The sequence below is a fragment of the Paenibacillus massiliensis 2301065 = DSM 16942 genome, from assembly GCF_000377505.1.
GTDB classification, from domain to species: Bacteria; Bacillota; Bacilli; order Paenibacillales; family Paenibacillaceae; genus Paenibacillus; species Paenibacillus massiliensis.
Genome location: NZ_KB898198.1, coordinates 122151 through 143521 on the forward strand (window position 1 = coordinate 122151; position 21371 = coordinate 143521).

Annotated in this window: 16 protein-coding genes and 1 pseudogene; 1 reads left to right on the forward strand and 16 read right to left on the reverse strand. The window is 50.0% G+C overall.

Annotated elements, in window-relative coordinates:
- Window positions 1-6: 6 nt before the first annotated feature.
- From treP to D328_RS0123255, 10 genes and pseudogenes are all read right to left on the reverse strand, one after another.
- Window positions 7-1416 (reverse strand): annotated as a pseudogene (gene treP, locus D328_RS0123210) (PTS system trehalose-specific EIIBC component); the annotation flags it as partial.
- A 427-nt stretch (window positions 1417-1843) separates the two neighbouring features.
- Window positions 1844-1969: a hypothetical protein gene (locus D328_RS31370; RefSeq protein WP_018887452.1), complete on the reverse strand. Its 126-nt coding sequence runs from the start codon at window positions 1967-1969 to the stop codon at window positions 1844-1846.
- Between the two features lie 50 nt (window positions 1970-2019).
- On the reverse strand, window positions 2020-2121 hold the full coding sequence (locus D328_RS31660; RefSeq protein WP_018887453.1) for a hypothetical protein: 102 nt from the start codon (window positions 2119-2121) through the stop codon (window positions 2020-2022).
- Window positions 2122-2206: 85 nt separating this feature from the next.
- Window positions 2207-2812: a TetR/AcrR family transcriptional regulator gene (locus D328_RS0123225; RefSeq protein WP_018887454.1), complete on the reverse strand. Its 606-nt coding sequence runs from the start codon at window positions 2810-2812 to the stop codon at window positions 2207-2209.
- A gap of 785 nt (window positions 2813-3597) precedes the next feature.
- The gene (locus D328_RS0123230) at window positions 3598-5046 is read right to left on the reverse strand and encodes an Ig-like domain-containing protein (RefSeq protein WP_018887455.1); all 1449 of its coding nucleotides are present in this window, start codon (window positions 5044-5046) and stop codon (window positions 3598-3600) included.
- A gap of 174 nt (window positions 5047-5220) precedes the next feature.
- On the reverse strand, window positions 5221-5580 hold the full coding sequence (locus D328_RS0123235) for an MmcQ/YjbR family DNA-binding protein (RefSeq protein ID WP_018887456.1): 360 nt from the start codon (window positions 5578-5580) through the stop codon (window positions 5221-5223).
- Between the two features lie 310 nt (window positions 5581-5890).
- Window positions 5891-7900 carry an acyltransferase family protein gene (locus tag D328_RS0123240; RefSeq protein WP_018887457.1) on the reverse strand — a complete coding sequence of 670 codons (2010 nt, stop codon included), beginning with the start codon at window positions 7898-7900 and terminating at the stop codon, window positions 5891-5893.
- 1178 nt (window positions 7901-9078) lie between these two features.
- Window positions 9079-10857, reverse strand: coding sequence for a cellulase family glycosylhydrolase (locus tag D328_RS0123245; RefSeq protein ID WP_018887458.1), 1779 nt, complete (start codon window positions 10855-10857; stop codon window positions 9079-9081).
- 444 nt (window positions 10858-11301) lie between these two features.
- Complete coding sequence (locus tag D328_RS0123250) at window positions 11302-12612, reverse strand: homocysteine synthase (protein WP_018887459.1); 1311 nt, start codon at window positions 12610-12612, stop codon at window positions 11302-11304.
- 163 nt (window positions 12613-12775) lie between these two features.
- Window positions 12776-13687, reverse strand: coding sequence for an AraC family transcriptional regulator (locus D328_RS0123255; RefSeq protein WP_018887460.1), 912 nt, complete (start codon window positions 13685-13687; stop codon window positions 12776-12778).
- Window positions 13688-13824: 137 nt separating this feature from the next.
- Between D328_RS0123255 and D328_RS0123260 the strand changes: the two genes are divergently transcribed.
- The gene (locus D328_RS0123260) at window positions 13825-15159 is read left to right on the forward strand and encodes a glycoside hydrolase family 30 protein (protein WP_018887461.1); all 1335 of its coding nucleotides are present in this window, start codon (window positions 13825-13827) and stop codon (window positions 15157-15159) included.
- 267 nt (window positions 15160-15426) lie between these two features.
- Here the strand turns inward: D328_RS0123260 and D328_RS0123265 are convergent, their stop codons facing one another.
- The 6 genes from D328_RS0123265 to D328_RS30445 all read right to left on the reverse strand — a co-directional run bounded on the left by D328_RS0123265 (window position 15427) and on the right by D328_RS30445 (window position 21359).
- A complete protein-coding gene (locus D328_RS0123265; protein WP_018887462.1) occupies window positions 15427-16179 on the reverse strand; it encodes an amino acid ABC transporter ATP-binding protein in 753 nt (250 codons plus the stop codon).
- Window positions 16176-16886 carry an amino acid ABC transporter permease gene (locus D328_RS0123270; RefSeq protein WP_018887463.1) on the reverse strand — a complete coding sequence of 237 codons (711 nt, stop codon included), beginning with the start codon at window positions 16884-16886 and terminating at the stop codon, window positions 16176-16178. The genes D328_RS0123265 and D328_RS0123270 overlap by 4 nt, the downstream gene beginning before the upstream one ends.
- A complete protein-coding gene (locus tag D328_RS0123275; protein WP_018887464.1) occupies window positions 16883-17650 on the reverse strand; it encodes an amino acid ABC transporter permease in 768 nt (255 codons plus the stop codon). The genes D328_RS0123270 and D328_RS0123275 overlap by 4 nt, the downstream gene beginning before the upstream one ends.
- 29 nt (window positions 17651-17679) lie before the next feature.
- Complete coding sequence (locus D328_RS0123280) at window positions 17680-18531, reverse strand: transporter substrate-binding domain-containing protein (RefSeq protein WP_018887465.1); 852 nt, start codon at window positions 18529-18531, stop codon at window positions 17680-17682.
- A gap of 444 nt (window positions 18532-18975) precedes the next feature.
- Entirely contained in the window at window positions 18976-20178 is a 1203-nt protein-coding gene (locus D328_RS0123285) for an amidohydrolase (protein ID WP_018887466.1), read from the reverse strand.
- Complete coding sequence (locus D328_RS30445; protein ID WP_018887467.1) at window positions 20175-21359, reverse strand: LLM class flavin-dependent oxidoreductase; 1185 nt, start codon at window positions 21357-21359, stop codon at window positions 20175-20177. Before D328_RS30445 ends, D328_RS0123285 begins: the two co-directional genes overlap by 4 nt.
- Between the last annotated feature and the right edge of the window lie 12 nt (window positions 21360-21371).

Sequence of the window (21371 nt, forward strand, 5' to 3'; positions counted from 1 at the left end):
CGTCCCCTTACGGTTACGCAATACGCCGAAGGCATACGTCAGAACGAACGGCACGATCAATGCGATTCCCATACCCAGGAAGAAGGTGCCCCAATATTGCTTGAAAATGGACAGGAAACCTGGGATGCCACCAACTCCGATTGAAGCAGCCTGCACCTTGCCCATCATCAGAACGACACTGGAGATCGCCGCTCCAATCATGCCACAGATGAACGGGAAGCGATAGCGAAGGTTCACCCCGAAGATAGCTGGCTCGGTTACACCCAGGAAGGCTGACAGAGAGGATGTCGCAGCCAGACCCTTGGTCTTCTGCTGCTTGGCAACGAAGAACATCGCCAGTGCGGCTGCACCTTGGGCAATATTAGACATAACGAGCATAGGCCACAGGAACGTCCCTCCTGTACTGCCAATGAGCTGTATATCCACCGCAAGGAACGTATGGTGCATGCCCGTTACAACCAGTAGCGCATACAATCCACCGTAGATCAGACCTCCCAATGCTGCTACATGGTCAAAAATTGCCACGAAGCCTGCTGTCAGCATATTTCCAAGTGCAAAGGTAACGGGCCCAATTACGATAAAGGCCAGGAAGCCGGTGATGAGCAAAGCTACAGGAGCCACAACCAGCAGCTTCACACTGTCAGGAATTCGCTTGTTCAGGAATAATTCTATTTTGGCCAGGACATAGGCGGAGATCAGCACGGGCAGCACTTGCCCCTGATAGCCAATCTTCTCGATCTGGAGACCGAACAGATTCCACATTGGTACAGTACCGTCAATCTTAGCCTGCGGGTAGCCGTACGCACTAAGCAAGTCTGGATGAACAAGAATTAATCCAAGTACGATGCCAAGCAGCGGACTCCCGCCAAACCGCTTGACCGCCGACCAACCAATGAGAGCTGGCAGGAATGTAAAGGCCGTATTGGCTATAGTATTGATAATGGCTGCAAAATCGGCCCATTGCGTATATACTTCCACAAGTGCCTGGCCCTCAAAGAAGATATCCTTGCCTGTAAGAATATTGTTGATCCCCAGCAGAAGACCTGCTGTCACGATTGCAGGCAGGATCGGGATGAAGATATCTGCCAGTGTCTTGATTGCACGTTGAAGCGGATTCAGCTTACCCGACGCTGCTGCCTTAACCTCCTCCTTGGTCGCACGCTTGGAGTCCGTAATACTCATGAATTCCTCGAACACCGAGTCCACCAATCCAGGACCAATAATGACCTGAAACTGTCCTTGTGTGGAGAAGTGTCCCTTTACCAATTCGTTAGCATCCAGCGCTGCTGTATCCACCTTGCTGTCATCCACAAGAGAAAGTCGCAACCGGGTCACACAGTGTGTAGCTGCCTCAATATTGCCGCTGCCGCCAATGGCTTTGACAATATCCTCAACTGCTTTGCGATTTACCGCCATACTTCCGCACCTCCGTATCGTCATATACATGATTTCTGTGCTGGGTGCACATCATCGTTTCCACATAGACAACTTGTATATACAAGCGTTTGATAACGCCTTCATTCTAACTTGTATATACAGGTGTGTCAATATGTAAATATCCGTGAAACCGTCTCATGATACATTACCGCCATTTCCCCTTTCTTAATCGGAAGACAGCAAACAATTTGGTGGAGGGTGCGTTTTCATTCACTTCTGGGCATCTTCCAGCCTCCCGTCCACAAACAGGGTACAAACAAACTTTCATAAAAATATGCCAGCCAGTAATTACTGACTAGCCTGGTCTTACAAAAAAACCCCCCGGTTATTCACCGGCGGATCTGATCATAAGAAAGGCCCTGACGCCTCAGCGCCAGGACCTAAGAGTGCTACTCCCCACTATTGCTTACAGGAAAAATGTACGAGAGATAATTACCAACAGAATAAAGAGAACCAAGATCACGCCTGTGGAAGTCCAAAGACCACCAGGGTAGCCACATCCACCGTTGTATGCGGAATTCACTTCGCTCATGTGTACATCCTCCCTTCTAGACATATTGGAGGTACCAGAAATGTTGGACATTAAACTACGAAAGCCTTGGAGATAATGACCAGCAGAATAAACAATACCAAGATAGCACCTGTTGAGGTGAACGCTCCATAACCTGGGCCTACGCCTGACATCATTGTTTCCTCCCTTCCATAGTCTACACAAGCATCTTATGCGCTAATGTATTGGAGGGACTGGGTCATTTGACCCGTCTCGCGCCTATTTTCTGCCGTCTTCTCCGTAGTCGTTATCCAATATGCCGTGAAAAAAGAGATCCTGTGTACGTTGCGCCAGCTGTGATGGACCCTCCCGACCGGGCAGCAGCTTGATCAGTGTCAAGCGCTCAATAATCCCGAGTAGACATTCCGCCGTAAATTCCGTATCCAGATCATGCCGGTAATACCCGAAGCGCTGCTCCTCAATCAGATTTCGTTCCATAAGTCTGGCCACCTCGGCCTTGATACGAACAGACTCTGTAGATTGATAAAATCCAATGCGCGTCAAGGCAGGATTTTCCGCCAAATAGCGGTATATCTGCTCTAACGAGACCACTACAGCCTGCTGCAGATCGGCTCTGTTCTTCCCTGGCTGTATGTGGCTATCGCGCACCACCTGATTCATTCCCTTCCGGAAATCGTCCACCAGCTCTGCAAAAGCTGCTTCCTTGCTCTCAAAATATAGATAAAATGCGGGCTGCGTCAGCCCTGCCCGGGCCACGATGGAGCTGATCTTCGTCTGGTAAAATCCATTCAAGGCAAATTCCTCTGCAGCTGCGTTCAGCAGTCGTAATCTGCTCTCTTTGCCGTTTACACCTTGCTTTCTCAAGCCAGCACCCCCTCTGCCCGAATCCTTATTGTCGTCTAGGCTTGTACTTAGATTATACATAACACCAGCAGCTTATTTAATTCACAATAAGTCCTAATTCCAACAGATGAGATACTATCTACATAAGCTCCAATATCCATGAATTAACACGATGAATCATGCAAATAAGTATATACTAAATTGATATACTCTAGTATACTCATAAGTGTCATAACTTTTTTTTCTTCTCCGTGACATCGTGCACGGAGCTTTTTTACGCAAATGAATCCAAGGCCAGTCAAGGATGCCTCCTTGCTGGCCTTTTATGATGTTTTCGTATGTACGCATGAATGTATCTTATGAGCCAATGTATTCGTATGTATATGCGTTTCATTAGGCATTCTAATGAGACCCTACTTGCATTCTGTTCGACACACATCAAACTTATATTTACTCGCTGTGCCCTTGCTGTATCCTACTATGCACATATTGTGTACTTACTGTGGGCTTACTTATGTACCTACTATGCATTCCAGTACAATGTTCTATGTACTCCTACATATAATATCCCCTGAGCACACTAACTAGTTATGGGCCAGACACCATGAGGTATTACAGCTGTCTGCCCAACACATTCCCAACTAAGCTTTATCCGTATTACGCCTGCATCCTTTAACAACATCAGCCTATCGACCACGTAACAATAGACAATGCCCCTGTAGCCTTCTCAGGTCTACAGGGGCATGATCTGCTAGGTACCGCCTTTGATGCTACATGGTAGTTCCTAGGTCACGATCACAGGTCTCTTAGTTACGAATAGAATAAGCAAAATGATACAAGCTACTGATATTAGCGTTCACATTCACGCCGCCGCTCTCAAAGCGGATCGGTACAATATCGTAGTAGTGCCTGCTGAGGCTACCATTGTAGTACACGGAATATCCAGCCGCAGCAGGAATTCTCATAGTGGCCTGGAAGTTCCCCTGACTGTCTGTGTTCGCCGTCGTAGACACTACAGTATTATTGATTCGTACAGTGACTTTCACCGTAACCTGGGCATTGGCTACCGGATTACCACTAGCGTCAAAGGCTTTCCCTGTAAAGGTAGTATTTCCTTTAACACGATACATATTGCCTGAGCCATAGTTAATAAAACCACTCTCTTCACTGCTGACGCCAGTAATATTCACACGATACACATCAGCACTTTGGTAGCTAACGCTAAGTGTGTATGGCGTTGTGGAATCGAATTTTTGTGGTGCAGATACCATAATGTAGTAATCACCTGCTGGCAGTGTCCCGGTAATGTTCGAGTTCTGATCAAAGACACCCAGATTGGCCAGGTTGCTTCCATAGAGATAGAGCTTGTAGTCCCCATATTGGGAGGTATTCCCGAACTTAATCATGATTGGGCTTCCCGTGCCGGTAATCGTTATTTTGCTCCAATCCTCATCCAAGAAGTTATCAATCGTCTGACTGCTGGTAAACGGCGCGGATCCACGATCCTTGGCGAACCATGGATTGTCATCCGGCTCACTGCTGTCATAGCTATCAGAAGCTATTACCGACAGGGTGAAAGGATTCGTCGTATCAAAGCCTACATTGGATTGCACAAGAATGACATAATATCCTGGTGTAGCTACATAGCTCAGCTGCTCATAAACCCCGGCGTCCTTCAAAGAATAAGCTACGAAGGACAGTTCACCTGTAGCAGGATCTTCTTTGTACAGGGCCAGACTATAGTCTACGGATGTAGAAGCCGGTGGGTCCATACGTACTGTAAGCTTGTTTGTCTTATCCACGTATGTATAATACCAGCGATTCTGCCCTTCTTCCGTAACTAATCCTTGCAGCTGATAGCCTGGTGGAATCTGAATGGCGCCACCGATCGTCGTATTATCCGGCGTCTCGTATGTAGCCGCTGTGACGGAGGTCTCTGCTCTTAATTGTGTAGCTACAGCTTGCTCATCCAATCCCTCTGCTACCAAAGAGTTAACATCTACAGTTTCACTCGTCAACTCGTTGTTTTGGGAATAAGAGAATAATGAATTAGCCTGCACATCTTGGGGCAGAGCTTCATATGCCGATTGTTGGTCATATTCCTTGGCAGAGAGCGCCTGTGAATCGATGTTAAGCTCAACTTGCTGTAGCTCCTCCTCGTCTCCTGCAACGGATGCTGCATAGCCTGGAGTAACATTTACACTAACGGTCAGTACTAATAGAGCACTGAGAAAGACTGCCAGTTTTTTCAACATTTCAAACTCTCCTTTTCCTGAATTTACTAGTTTAATATAAAACCATCCTCTCGCTTTGTCAATTATTGTATCTAATAATAAATGGTGGATGGTAAACATTATTTTTCTTAGCCCACACAAAGAAGGCTGTACACAGGATACCTGCATACAGCCTCGTCTACCCCCTCTGTATTCTCACTTCTGTTCTTCGGCAATCTCGGCACGAGCCGCCCTGCCCAAGCTTTTATATACCAATTCGTAGGAATGATCAATCATCGCTTTCAGTTCATCATCAGAGATGGAGACCCCGTCCACCCGTACTGTATTCCAGTGCTTCTTGTTCAGATGATAGCCTGGCTGAATCGCTTCGTTCTGCTCTCGCAAATTCTCGGCAATGACCGGATCGCACTTGAGTGAAATATGGAGCACATCGTTGTCCATCGTTAACAATGCGAACATTTTCCCTCCTACCTTCATCACTAACGGACTCGGGCCAAACGGATAATCGCGAACTGCCCCCAGCTTGTCCTCACAATAATCTATCCATATTTCCATCCTTTTGGCTCCTCCCATCAAGGTTATTTCCCTATCATAGCACGGTCTCAAATCTCATAGACACTAGCTAGATCTCCATTCGACGCTTAAGCACACTGCTGTTGTCAATTAGCACAGGCGCAGACGTTATTTGAGATCCAATGCAATCTTCTACAAAAAAAGACACACCCCTTTGCAAGTAAGAGATGTGCCACATTTCCAGAATTTGATTTTCCTTAATCATTTAATAGTTCAAATACTTAATTACTCAATTGCTTAATTGCTTAATCGCTGAAATACTGCATTCTCTACCTCTATTAGTCGCTCAGCTTCATCGTATATTCTTCTTCAGGAGTGCAGCGAACGCTTGGGCTCCTGTCTTCGTCAGATGCACACCGTCTTTGATGAAATAATCATCATGCCCCGCACTTGCACTGTACCAGTCGATCAGCGTTACATTATCATATTTTGTAGCTGCCTTGTTAAGCGCTCGGTTAACATTACGCTCCCAAGGTCGGGGTACCCGCACCGTTACAAGATATACCTTCTCTGTCGCTTTCAAGCTATCCAGCACTTCATAGAGGTCCTTCGAATTAAAGGAACCATTGGTGCCAAGCTCCAGAACGACATGCTTACCAAGCTGCTGATTGTCCTGAAGTGCCTTGATGATACCTGCCGCTTGCCACATCTGCCTGCCAATATGGCCGTCGACGTATACCCGCTCCAGACTATCTTCCAGGTAAGGCTCAGCATCCAGAATGACGGAATCACCGATGATTGTATACAGGTAATCCTTCGGTACTGCGTTCTCCGCCGCTATAGCAGGTATTGAATCCGCTCCCCCGTCTGTCGCTGGCGTGGGGGCAGAGGAAGCAGATGGATTTCCGTCCACAGGAGCTGGTTCTCCAGATGCGTCTGATTGAGCTTGAGCATGAGATTGCGATGAGGACAATGATGATGCCCCTGCTCCCTTGCTACCAGCATCTCCTGCCCTTGGCTGGTGCGGTGCTTGCAGACTCTTGTCTGATTTGTTGCCTCCATCTGTACCATCTGCTGGCGATTGCACCGCGGCTGTATCCCCTACCGAAGCCCCGCCCTGCCCCTGCTGATGATTGGAATGGGCAGAAGTCGGGGATAGCATCTCCGTCACACTCAACGACAGAATCCCCATCGTGAGCAGCAGCGCAGCGCGCCGCCACCATACATGTCGAACCCCTCGACGATACCGCCCCGGATTCCAGAAGCGGGACCAGGACAGGCCAAAGCCATTATAGCGGATCGGATTCTCAATGAACTTCAGTGACAATGAGGATAAGAGCAACGTAGCGGTGAACTGCATGAGCATCCGGAGCGGATGTGCACCGCCAGTCTCAACGAGTGGACTAGTCAGTACAATCACGGGATAGTGCCACAAATACATCCCATAAGAGCGTTGTCCCATCCAACGCAGCGGCAAGGAGCCGACTAGTCTGGCCAGAATGGAGGATGGATGTGCTAACACGGCTATAAGTACAGCTGCTGCTAGCGCTTGCACGGCCATACCACCGCGATACAGAGCTTCATCATATTCTCCGCTGCTGAGCATCATCCAGACCAGCAAAGCCAAGGCCACCACACCTGTAAGGTCCAGTACCGTTCGTTCCCCTAGAGATAATGAGGAGGACAGCTTGCGACTCGGCCAGATGACTGCCAGTGCTGCTCCGATGAGCAAGGCAAATGCTCGGGTATCTGTCCCATAGTACACTCGGGAAGGGTCAACGTCCGGGTTATACAGGATGGCCATGGCTGTAATAGACACTACCGCTGCTCCGAGAATAGCTGCGATGAGCAGCCCCTTTTTCCGGAGCATAGCGATCGCAAGCATCAGCAGAATAGGCCACAGCACATAAAATTGCTCTTCCACCGCTAGTGACCAAAAATGCCCAAAGGGCGATGGCGGACCAAAGCTCTCAAAATAAGACACCTGGTGAACAATATTGTACCAATTACTTATGTATAATAACCCTGCGATCACATCACCGCGTAATGCGCTCAGACGGGTCGGGTCCGTAAATAACAGCCAGATCAGAACTACAAGCATCATCGTCATCATCGCAGGCAGCAGCCTTCTTGCACGACGCAACCAAAATTCCTTCAATGAAATATGTCCGTTATCCTGCCACTCCTTCAGCAGCAGATCTGTAATGAGATAGCCTGACAGCACGAAAAAAATACCGACACCTAGCAGGCCGCCTGGGATGCTATCGATCCCTAGATGGTAAGCGATAACCGCTAGCACAGACAGCGCACGCAGACCATCCAGCCCGTTCATGTGCTTTGTGGATTTTGTTAATGGCGACATGCCTGTGCCCCCTCAGCCATAGAGGTTGCCCTTGCTTCTAACGGGAGGGCCTTGAAAGCGCAATTAAATCTGGTTGATTTTGACATGATGTACGTACCTTTCGTTGTTCGTTTTCCAGCGCGTGGTGCCTGGAAATTTTCTCATGATCAGATGATTTCTTCAAGATGTAGATTTATGGTTAATTGTATTAATTTGTATGAGGTCGCAAGTGAGACAACACGATAAACTCCATCATTAGATTGTACTACATATGCATACCAACTCTCCACTCCATGAATTATACGCCTGCTGCCCCAGCAAAAAATGACAGTAGTGGTTACAAAGGGTTGAATACATGTAACCTTTACTCCCCAAACCAGCCATTTCAGATTCCCAAGCTAACCGCTAAACATTTCAAAAATAAAGAAAATACACAAGCCGCTAGCTAGCAACAGTGGCGCTTGCATTAAGTCTGGGCGCCGGGGTCAACCCCAGCTTTGTATTAAGAAGGACTTCTCCCACCACTACAGATCTGGTTACTGGACTTCTCCCTATTCTGAATGTCAATGTAACTTTGCTCAACTTGAGAGCAGTTCTTGGCAGTGCCACAGTGACACTTACGGGAGATTTCCAGCTGACTGCAGGCGATGTCATTGGCGTCTTCTATGTATCAAGCGGTCTTACATTGAGCCTTAATCTTGGAGGAACAGCAGCCTCTATGACAAATTGGTCTGTTCATGAGCTTACCTAGAGAACATGCAAGGAGCATGCTGAGAAATGGCTACATGATTGCATACCCCAGCTTAATCTCCTGTATGCACAACGTAGCATCCCGTACTACAACTGATTTTTGAAGTAGATAACGATATAAAATTAGTGAAATTTCCACATCAACCAAGGTACAACTAAGGTACAATCAAGGTACAACGACTCCCTTTTGGATTAGACCCTAAGGAACCTTTCCCTTATTGTCTAACTCAAAAGGGATTTTTGTATAAAATTACCTATACTATGAAAAACAATAAGAGCCCGGCACGATACCGAGCTCAAGCTCCTTATCTCATCTAACTAATTCATATGAACCATGTTTGGTTCTCAGCTACCTAGAGCAGTTCAAAATCCCTAGCCTGTGCCGGTGCCGTGTCTCTTAATAAGTGAACAGGCTTGATTGAACTCGCTTAGCCCCACACTCCCCATGTTTAAGGCAACAGGCCAAAGATCAGCTCACCTGACTGATGGAGGGTTATTTTCTCCCAGCTAGTGTAGGTGGTCTTGGTTGGGTCATAGGAGTAGTCGCCCGATTCGTCAAAGTTAGTCCAGTTACTCTTATGAACACGAAGCTGAATGTCCCCCGTAGAGCCACCAGCAGGAATCACACCCGCCCCCTCCTTGAAGCCAAGCTCAATATAAGTATCGGCGTTCGTGCTCTCCAGGCTACCAACCGTCACTGTCATATGCTGCGCACCCATTTGAGCCCAGTCGATAAATGTGAGCAGATCCGCATCCCCATCACGTGTCAGATAATACCGCAGCTTCAGATCCTTCAATTCCACCGGTGAGCTGCCCGTATTATGAATGTTCAGATATGGCTTGATCTGATTATCTGTGGCACTGGTATCACCCACCCGATAATGCACCTCCAGATTCCCCACAGGTACATAGGTCTCTTGCGGCGTAGCCTGGACGACCACAGACGCTGGGCTGGTTCCCGCACTGTTCACTGCCAACACTTTATAATAGTAGGTAGTCCCGTTAGATAATCCTTCATCTACAAATGATGTCCCCGTCACCTCTGTTGCGAGATCCTCGTAGGGACCTTCACTTGTCAATGCACGCTGGATCGTATAGGAGGCTGCCCCGAAAGATGAACCCCAACTAAGCGAGACTTGACCATCCCCAGCAGTGGCCACAACACGGGTTGGTGCCGCTGGAACTGTAACCTCTCCACCATCGGCAGGTACGGGTTCATACCCAGGTGTGGTATAGATGGAATTAAGCTTGGAGGTTGCCAAGGTTCCATTTGGACCGTTCACGACCGCTTGTCCCCAATCCGTAAGAGCCCCTGCAGGTCCACGGTTAAGATCCAGATAGTCTACACCACTGCTATTGCCATACCAGGACCAGGCGAGCCAGCCTACGCTCTTCTCCTGCCCATAGCTCATAATGGTGGCCTCATCCACATCGCCGTCCGTATGCTTATGCCCAAATTCCCCGATGATGACAGGCACGCCAATCGCAAGCGCGTTGTCGATATTGTTTTTTACCATTTGCGCATCGCCACCCGCGTACTCATACATATGAATGGAGAAAATTAGATTGCTTAGAGGATCAGAAGCGAATACTTCCTCCCCTTTGGTGAAAATGGAGTTCGGATATTGTCCCCAGCCTGCCGCATCAACGACCAACGTATTCTTAATGCCTGCTGCACGCAGGTAAGGAATTACTTCCTGGTAGCCTGTGGCCCATACACCCGAATCCCAAGAGCCATACCACTCATTGGCAATATTGACGATGACCCGATCCTCCCTGCCGATCAAAGCCTCCTTGATACGAACCCAGTAATCCGCAGCCTTATGAAGCTCAGCAACACTATCTGACCCTGTGGCATCATGGACCTCCAGCATCACCGTAAGCTTGTACTGATCGCATAATGCCAGAATACGCTCGACATCAGCAATCGAATCCTCCGTCCATCGGCTGCCGTTAGACAGAACAATTCTCACCGTATTGGAGCCAGTAGCAGCAATGGCCGGAATTGCAGCCTCAAGATCATTTTTGAACCAGGTATGGGAGTGATTGACTCCTCGCATGATGAAGGGCTTGCCTGTCGCATCCATTAAATTGGTACCGCTTACATAAAATCCTTTGACAGAAGCCTCTGCTGCCTGAGCCTGTTCGGGTGTGAACAAGGTCAAGCACAACATAGCAGACAGTACAAGTAACAATCCCTTGTGAGCAGAACGCGTGAATCTTTTCATTTTCCAATTCCTCCTTCTATGGATAGGTTGGATTTCGCATGCTGCACATCCCCATTTAGCTCATGACAGACACAAGACCATCCTGACAATAAATTCTAGCTATATTTGGAGCTGATGCAACAAGCTTATTTCAAATATATCACAAGCCAAAATGGAAAAATATATATTTTTTATGTCATAATTTCTAAATTCGATCCAACTTACTCTCGGTGGATGTCTTCCACTCCTGTGCTGTACCATGTAAAGATAGTGTCAAGGAAGGACAAGAACCTGTGATTCGCTGACGTGTACTTCGAGCTGCCCGCCGGGTCAGAGTTACTGGAGTATCAGTTACTGTATCACACGCTAAATGCTCACATGGAGGATCGCTATCAAGCCATAATCTCATCAAAAAAAACCTCTCTCCATGTCGGAAGGACACGGATGAGAGGCCTTTGGAATAATTTAAGGGGCAGTCACAGCCGATGCCTGACTAAGCGTTATAGCCTGCTCCAGATCATGCAGAATATCCTGAATATTCTCCGTACCAATCGACAGACGAATCAGCTCCGGGTTCACCCCGGCAGCGCGTTGCTCATCCTCTGACAATTGCTGATGGGTGGTGCTGGCAGGGTGGATGATCAAGGATTTGGAGTCGCCCACATTCGCCAAATGAGAGAACAGCTTCACGCTCTCGATCAGCTTGCGCCCTGCCGCAAGTCCGCCTTTGATTCCGAAAGTAAGGATGGCCCCCTGACCCTTCGGCAAATATTTCTGTGCCAGCTCATAAGAAGCATGACTAGGCAAGCCTGCATAGCTTACCCACAACACATCCTCGTGCTTTTCCAGGTATTCCGCCACAGCAAGAGCATTGCTGCTATGTCTTTCGACACGTAGATGCAACGTCTCCAGGCCCTGCAGCAGCAGCCATGAGTTGAATGGAGAAATAGGTGCTCCGAGATCCCGCATCAGTTGGACACGAGCCTTGATAATATATGCAATCGGGCCAACGGCCTCTGTGTATACCACTCCGTGGTAGCTAGGATCTGGCTCCGTCAGGCCTGGGAACTTGCCACTAGCCTTCCAGTCGAAGGTGCCTCCATCCACAATGACTCCGCCAATAGAGGTACCGTGTCCGCCAATGAACTTGGTGGCTGAATGCACTACAATGTCGGCTCCATGCTCAATCGGACGCAGCAGGTAGGGACTCGGGAATGTGTTATCCACGATTAACGGGATTCCATGCCCATGAGCGATCGCAGCGACAGCTTCAATGTCAAGGACGTTGCCCTGCGGATTGCCGATCGTCTCGGCGTACAGCGCTTTGGTCTTATCCGTAATGGCGGCGCGGAAATTCTCCGGGTCACTGGAGTCCACGAATTTGACCTGTAACCCTAGCTTGGGCAAGGTCGTCGAGAACAGGTTATAGGTCCCCCCATACAGACTCGCTGAAGATACGATCTCATCGCCTGCACCTGCAATATTCAGCAAGGAGAAGGTGATCGCCGCCTGTCCTGAGGCCGTTGCCAGAGCCGCGGCTCCGCCTTCCAGAGCAGCAATGCGCTGTTCGAATACATCTGTAGTCGGGTTCATTAATCGGGTGTAGATATTGCCGAACTCCTTCAAGCCGAATAGATTAGCCGCATGCTCCGTATCCCGAAATCCGTATGAGGTGGTCTGATACAGTGGAACTGCACGAGCTCCAGTTACAGGATCAATCTCCTGACCTGCATGGATCGCCAGTGTCTCGAAGGCAAATTCACGCTCACTTGACATAGTAATGCATCCTCCCTTGTTAGCTTCACATGACTTTCATTGTATCGTGCCAAAGAATGCTTGATTAACAGTAGATCGGTGGATTGCTTACCTCATTCTCTCACAGGAATTGCCATTTGAAAAGATCTATTTCCGATTTTTCCGATGTGAAATAAAATATTTTCTAGAAAAAGCGAATATCGCCCAATGTTCGACGATACTCACTTGGACTTATCCCTGCCCATCTCTTGAATTGGCGGCTGAAGTGAGCCAGACTTGAATACCCCAGCAATGTGGCAATATCCGATAGGCTCAAGTCCGGCTGGTGAATTAACTGCTTCGCTTCATGGAGCTTGAGCTCGGATAGATACTGACGCGGGGAGATCCCGTATACCTTCTGAAAAATCTCCAGTGCATACCCGGAGCTGATATTCAGAGAGCTCGCAATATCCTCAATCCGCACACCTTGATTGCTTAGGCCACCCTTCTTCATATTCTCATGACTGAAGCATGACTTGATCGCCTCAGCGATCTGGGCTGCATAGCGAGCCGCCAGCGGGGGTACAGCCTCCTGTAGACGTGACGAGCTCTGCTCAGCCAGAATACTCAGGATCTCGAATAGAATCGCCTGACTACGAAACAGGGCTGCCGTTCTGTAATCCTCCTCCTGCTGCAAGAGCCCCACCCACTTCATCAGTTGCTCCCGCAGCTGCAGATTATGCTCTGTATCCCGCTCGAATAACAGCTGCGCATGCTGACTCATCTCCTGCCGAAATAAGGCATCATCCACGTTGAAGTGGGCAATAAAATACGTTAACCCCTGCTCAGCACGGCATTCATTCGTATGCTTGACTCCGGGGGGAATGAGCAGAATATCACCCTCCTGCAGCTCATACTGCACATGCTCCAGTCTGGTGCTCTGCGCTCCGGCGAGAATCAGGGCAATCTCAAAGGCGAGATGGGATTCCAGCGGCACTCGCCAGCCTGTCTGCACAGTCTGCATATGGGCTCCGAATAGCTTGACATTCCAGTCCGTGGCTGGAAGCCAGCGCGCATCCGGTGACAAATATGAACGGTATTCCTTAGGGATAATCACGAAGCCTTCACCACCTTGGATTTGGGCAAATTTTGCTTGGAACCGAGTATCTTCATTGACAGCGTGCACTGCTATACTGAACCTATTAAAGCGCTATCTTGCGTTATATTATCATGGCAAATGAGGAGGAAATCAACATGTCACCTAGCGTTCAAGGTTTTTATAGCACACCAGACAACAAATGGAAAGCGCTATCACACTCTTCCGTCGAAATAAGTCCGAATTTGCGGTTAACCGATGAGTCTCACCAGATTGTCGAAGGGTTCGGTGGATGCTTCAATGAGCTGGGATATATAGCCCTTGCCCATCTGAACGAAGAGCAGCGTAAGCAGGTCTTTCATTCCCTATTCCATCCCGAGGGTGAGCATAAATTCACGATCTGTCGCCTGCCCATTGGCGCAAGTGACTATGCAGAGCAATGGTACAGCCACAACGAGGTTGATGGAGATACCGCGATGGAGCACTTCTCCATCGAGCGTGATTTCAAGTACCTGATTCCATATATCAAGGAAGCTCTTACTTACAATCCAGACCTGAAGCTGTTCGCCTCTCCCTGGAGTCCGCCAACCTGGATGAAGACGCCGAAGGCGTACAACTACGGCACACTGCGCTGGGAGAAGGACATTCTGGAGGCCTACGCCCTGTATTTCGTCAAATTCGTACAGGCCTATCAAGAGGCAGGGATTACCATTCACCAGATTCATGTGCAAAATGAAGTCATCGCAGACCAGAAGTTCCCGTCCTGCAAATGGACTGGCGAAGAGCTGCGCGAGTTCATTGCCGATTACCTCGGCCCAGCCTTTGAGCGCCACGGACTGGATACCGAAATCTGGCTCGGCACGATCAACGCTCCCGATCCTTGGGAGGAGCTGATCAAGAAGGAGTCGAATGATTTTGACGAATATGCAGGTCTTGTACTCAGTGATCCTAAAGCCTACTCCTATATTAAAGGTGTTGGCTACCAATGGGCTGGCAAGAACGCCATTCAGCGTACTGTAGCCAGCTACCCTGAGCTTCGTTATATGCAGACAGAGAATGAATGCGGTGATGGCAACAATACGTGGCTATATGCCAAATATGTGTACAATCTATATCAGCATTATTTCACCAACGGCGTGAATGCCTATATCTATTGGAACATGCTACTTGAGCCAAAGGGACGCAGCACATGGGGCTGGGAGCAAAATTCCATGATTACCGTGGACCCGGCAGATGCTTCGGTCACCCTCAATCCCGAATATTACGTTATGAAGCATTTTGCCTATGCTGTCGCACCTGGGGCACGTAGAGAGGGCCTGGGAGGGGCATGGAGTGGCAAGGCCGTCGCCTTCCGCAATCCGGATGAGAGTCTGGTGATCGTCATCAACAATCCATATCAGGAGAGCCGCGACCTGAATCTTGCCTATGGACAACAGACGCTCGGTTTTGAGCTGGAGCCCGAATCCTTCAATACGATTATCATTAGTCCCTGAGAGATTAGTATTAAATCCGGTTCAGGTCCTTGAGGCATGAAGGCCTTTCTGCAACATGCCTTGCCAGATCACGACGCACCGCTGCTAGCAGCAAAAAGAAACTGCCCTATCCTCCAAGATTTCTTACCTTCTTGGATAGACAGGGCAGTTGTTGGTATGAGGAAGATAAGGAGTGCTGGGCTGCTGTGTTGAACTTACTGGATACTCTGCCACACACGCAAATATCTGGCTCAAAAACTTGCCGCGATGGCCTGCTTACATGCAAGCTCAGATGACATAACTCCAGTCATTGGAGAAGCGGCTGAGGAACTGGCGGGTACGCTCCTGCTGTGGTCGCACAAATATTTCTTCGGGTGTGCCCTCCTCAACAATGAAGCCACCGTCCATGAAGACGACATGATTGGCTACCTCTCGGGCAAAGCCCATCTCATGGGTCACGATAATCATCGTAATCCCACGCTCCGCGATCGCCCGAATCACTGCCAGCACCTCTCCTACCAGCTCGGGATCAAGTGCCGAGGTGGGCTCATCGAACAGGATGACCTCCGGATTAAGCGCCAGTGCCCTGGCAATACCTACCCGTTGCTGTTGTCCGCCAGATAGCATGCTGGGATACGCATCAAGCTTCGAGGAGAGCCCGACCTGCTCCAGAATCTGAGCCGCATGAGCGCGGGCCTCGGCCTTAGGTTTTTTTTGCGCCACAATCAAGCCCTCAGTTACATTGTCCAATACCGTCTTGTGCTTGAATAGATTGTATTGCTGGAAGACCATTGCCGTCTTGCGGCGCAGCTTGAGAATATCGGCACGACGCGCGTGGCGGCAGTCCACCGACAGGTCCTCTACCTGCACTTTCCCCTCATCCGCATGCTCCAGGAAATTCACGCAGCGCAGCAGCGTGGTCTTGCCTGAACCGCTTGGGCCAAGAATGGCTACGACGTCCCCCTTCTCTACCTTGAGGTCAATGCCTTGCAGCACCTTATGATTCCCGTAGGATTTATGAATATTGGTTAATTGAATCATGAGACACCTCCCTTACTATACAAGGCTACCCTGCGTTCAAGCAGCGCCGTCAGCCGCTCAACGATCACCGTCAGGGCCCAATAGATTACCGCCGCCGCGATGAAGGCCTCCAGGAATTTGAGACTCACCGAGGCTACAACATCCGCTTTGCCGAGAATATCCATCTGCGACACGGTAAAAGCCAGCGTTGAACCATGCAGAAAGCCTACGAACATATTACACAGATTCGGCAATACGGCGCCGATGGCCTGTGGTAGGACAATGCGGTACATGGCTTGCGGAGTGCTCATTCCTACGGCCTGCGCCGCCTCCATTTGCCCCGGATCGACAGCCAGAATACCGGACCGGATCATCTCTGACATGTAGGCACCTGCCGTCAAGGAAAAGGCCAGAATCACGAAGACCAGAATCGGTACGGAAGCGGATGTGATCCCCCATCCATAATGCTGGGATAACTTATCAATAATTATGGGCACCCCGTAATAGATCAGGAACAGGTGCAGCAGCATCGGCGTCCCACGTACAAATGATACGTAGAAGGAGCTGAGCGGGTAAAGCACAGGCACTTGATACAACCGGATGAACGCCGTGAGCAGCCCAATCCCGAACCCGAAGATGAGTGGCACCACCGTGATGATCAGAGTGAGCGGCAGCGCCTCCAGAATTTTGAAAAATGAACTGACAATAAATCCGTAATCCAGCGTCATGATCTCACCCCGATTCCCTTCAAGCCCTTCTTCAGCCCACTTGTAACGAATGTCTTCCGCTTCCCGGCCTGCAAAGGCCGCAACTGATGACGCTGGAGTCTGCCCTCGGCAGCTGCAATGATTCTCTCCAATACAAGCACAATGACGTAGTACACAATAGCAAGGCTGATGTATACTTCCAGCGCATGGGAGGTAGCGGAGATGAGAGTCTGCCCCCGCCCCACCATATCCATGACACCTATGGAGAAGGCCAGCGAGGTGTCCTTAAGCGAACCGATCAACGTATTCGCCATATTGGGAAAAGCCACCACTAATGCCTGCGGCGCCACGATTCGCCGGAACGACTGGAATGCGGTCAGCCCGGAAGCATAGGCCGCCTCCGTCTGTCCCTTGTCCACGCTGCGTACGGCACCTCTGTAGATCTCCGCGAACGAGGCCGCATCGCTCAGTGCATAGGTCACGATGACAAAGAGCATCGGATCCGCACGTGATAGATCCACTCCCAGTGGTCGCATCAGCTCGGGTAGCCCATAATAGATCAGGAACAGCTTGATCAGAATCGGCGTTCCTCTCATAAAGGAGATATACACCGTCGCGAACTGGCTCAGTAGCGGAATCCGATACAGACGCACTACTGCAAGGAGCAATCCAAGCACCAATCCCAACGAGATGGAGCCAGCCAGCACAATGAGTGTAATATGCAAATATCGCAGCAGCTCTGGCAGGAAATCCAGGACCAGTGACAGATCAAATGCTTTTCCCATACTTCACCGTTCCTCCTCCCGCGATCACGCTATTCCTCAACCGTATAATCTGCCCCCAGCCACTCTGTGCTCAGCTTGGAGAGCGTTCCATCTGCCTTAATTTCCTTCAGAGCCTCGTCGACCTTCGCCTTCAGCTCTTCATTATCCTTATTAAGGATGAAATAGACCTTGGAATTCGATAAAGCCTCTCCTACGGTCTTCAGCTGCGCATCAACTACCTTGTTCTGATAATCAATGGCAAATGGCGTGCTGATCGTCGCATCTACACGTCCCGTCTTGATCTGGGTGATTGTATCCTCACCAGCTCCCGAGTAAACAATATCAATGCCATTTCCGTTGGCTGCATTCCATTTTTCCGCCAGAACAGCCGCATTACTTGTCGCGCCGACAATCAGCTTCTTCCCCTTCAGATCATCAATCGACTTCACATCATTGTTGGACTGGCTAACCACGACCTTGTTCGGGAAAATATTATAGGCCTCATCATTGAACAGGAATTTGGCCTGGCGCTCCTCATTCACTTCCATCTGGTGCGCAATCAAGTCAATTTTGTTGGTCTCCAGGCTGAGCAGCAGATTCTTGAATTCCATTGTACTGAACTCGAATTCATACTCAGGCAGACGCTTGTCGATCTCACGAATCAGCTCTACATCGTAGCCTGTCAGCTTGCCGTTCTCATCAATAAAGCAGACGTTAGGGAATTGTGTCCCCGTACCCACGATAATCTTCTTAACCTGCTTCGTACCGGAGCCAGCTGCCCCGGAAGAGCTTGCCTCGGTATCTTGACCAGTGATGGAGCTGCACCCGGCAAGGGCAATGATCGTGATCATCAATGCAGCTGCCTTGATCATCCGCTTGAATCTGGTGTGCTTTACTGTCATATGGATTCCCCCTATGTGCCGCGCAGCGGTCTTTAATGTATGCCCGACTACCTATGTAACGAATAAATTATAATTATTCACATTTGTAAAGTCGGATTTATGTTTTTCACAGAATATCATCTCGTACTCCTGATCGGCAATGGCTAACTAATAGGAGTTCTTGATGGTGTTATAGATTTTCTTTATTTTACAAACTACAATATTGACCCTTGCCCCAGAGCTGCACATAGAATAGTGTGAAAAAGCCGTCGGAATCATCCATGCCTGGATCCGGCGGCTACTCTCACTTTATCAGATAACACAACAACAGCTACACTCATGCTCATAATCGCTTATGGCCTACAGATGCCCATGCCTGTCTCTATATCAAAGGATGCTAGGTAGTATGTACATGTGCACATCATGCGTTCATCATGCGTTCATCATGAGTACATCGTGCATACATCATGCCTTACGTGAATCGGAGCGATGATTTAGCTCAGCCAGTGCTCGCTCCGCGAGCTCTGCCAGATAGCGAGCTGCAAGAGGCAGAGCCTCTTCATCGACCTCAAATGATGGATGATGCCATTCATGCGGACCCGACGTGCCAAGGAATGCGAATAAGCCTGGAGTCTCCCTCTGATATAGTGCAAAATCCTCCCCGGCCGGAGAAGGAACAGGTGTAATGACCTCTAACCCTGCTATCTGAGCAGCCTGTTCAGCAGCCTTCACCCAAGCAGCCGCATTCGTCACTGCTGGCGGCCCCTCGATCCAGCGGACAGAAGCTGTGGTGTCAAATGCCCCGGCTACCCCGGCTGCAATCTGATCGACCCGAGTGCGTACCCGCTGACGAACTCCTTCATCGAAGGTACGCACTGTGCCGTCCAGCACCGCCTTATCAGAAATGACATTCCAGGTCACTCCACTATACAGACGCGTCACACTGACGACTGCACTCTCCTGCGCCCCTACATTCCGGCTGACCACAGACTGCAAAGCAGTAATGATATGTGCCGCGACAACGATCGGGTCCAATCCCGCCTCCGGGACGGCAGCGTGCGTGCCACGCCCCTCCACTTCAATGACGAACCCGTCTGCAGCGGCCATTATCGCTCCTTCCTTGATGCCAATCACACCTGTCGGCAGATCGGGCTTGTTGTGCAGACCGAAGACAGCCTCTACCTGCTCCAATGCACCACTGTGAATGACCAGTCTGGCTCCCTTCGCATTCTCCTCCGAAGGCTGGAAGAGCAGCCGCACAGTCCCCTGTAGCTCTGCTTCCTTATGCTTCAAGAGAATACCCGCACCGATCAGAGCTGCCGTGTGAAAGTCATGGCCGCACGCATGCATTTTACCAGGGATCTTGGATGGATAATGATGCGTACTAGCTTCCTGCACGGGCAGGGCATCTATATCAGCACGCAGCGCGACTATCGGACCTCCCCCGCTTCCTACTTCCGCCACAAGCCCTGTCGGGAGCTCAAATTGATCTGCAACACGAATCCCCTCCTCGCCCAGCCAGTCGCGAATGGCAGCAGTCGTCTCATATTCCTCCATAGCCAGCTCTGGATACTGATGCAAATGCCTATAGAACGTTCTGAGTCTCTCGCTACCTGCCGAATCTCCCCCCGTATGTCGCTGTTCTGCTCCCTTCACATCATTACTCATATCACTTGCTCCTCAGGTGACCGCAGTGCCTGACTCAGCAGTTCAAAGGTACGGATGCGATGGGCGAACACTCGTGTAGCTGTCGTCACGACCAATTCATCTACAGCCAGCTTGGCGTGCAGCTCCCGAAGCCGTTGCTCGACCACCTCCCGCGTCCCCCGGATCACATTCGGCTCCAGCACCTCGATCCGATAGGGCTCAGCTGATTGGCGCCCATATTCCTCAGCCTGCTCGATGGAAGCCACTGTCAGCGTCTTACCGTTCTCTAGATGAATTTTCACCAGCATATGTTCGCCAGCCAAAGCCTCCGCTTCGGCCTCACTATCGGCTACGATCACGGATAGCGCCAGAACCACATAAGGCTTACGAACGTGAAATGCGCCCGAGTTCGTGTGTGAACCAGAATGAGCAGTTGTATGTGATTCTGTATGCGATTGAGCATGTGTACGTTGCTGGGATTGTATATGGGATGCCTTCGGAGATGTCGCCTCGAATGACGCTCGATATTGGCGGAACGCCTCTTCAGCCACCGTGACATCTCCGTTTATGAATAGGGAGAATACATAGGGCAGGCCTAGCCTCCCAGCCATTCGTGCACTATCCACACTCGCTCCCAATACGAACAACTCAGGTGGCGAGGAGACCACAGGTGTAGCACGCAAGCCGTGCAAGGGATGTTCGCTGGGTAGCTCATCCTGCAGGAAATGACGCAGCTCCACAAGCTTATCCTCCAGCGATGGAGCTACGCCAGCATTATTGGACACTCCTGTCCCTCCATGATCTGTAGCGGCCTCTATGCTCCCTCCCCCTCCTTGCTGCAATGCACGTGTAGAACGAGGCAGTCCTCCGGGAGCTCGCCCGATGCCCAGATCAATGCGATCAGGCCCCAGAGCTGCCAGCACATTAAAATTCTCTGCTACCTTATAAGGGCTGTAATGCTGCAGCATGACGCCGCCAGAGCCCAGGCGAATGGTGTTCGTCTTCGCGAGTAGATGGGAGATCAGCACCTCCGGCGAGGAGCCCACTACGTTGGCAGAGTCGTGATGCTCCGATACCCAGAATCGGTGATATCCGAGCTGTTCCGCCCGTTGGGCGAGCTCGATCGTATGCTGAAATGCCTGCGTAGCACTCTCCCCCTCGTAGATTGGGCTTTGATCCAATATGCTAAGACGAATGGCCATGTAGCTCTCCTC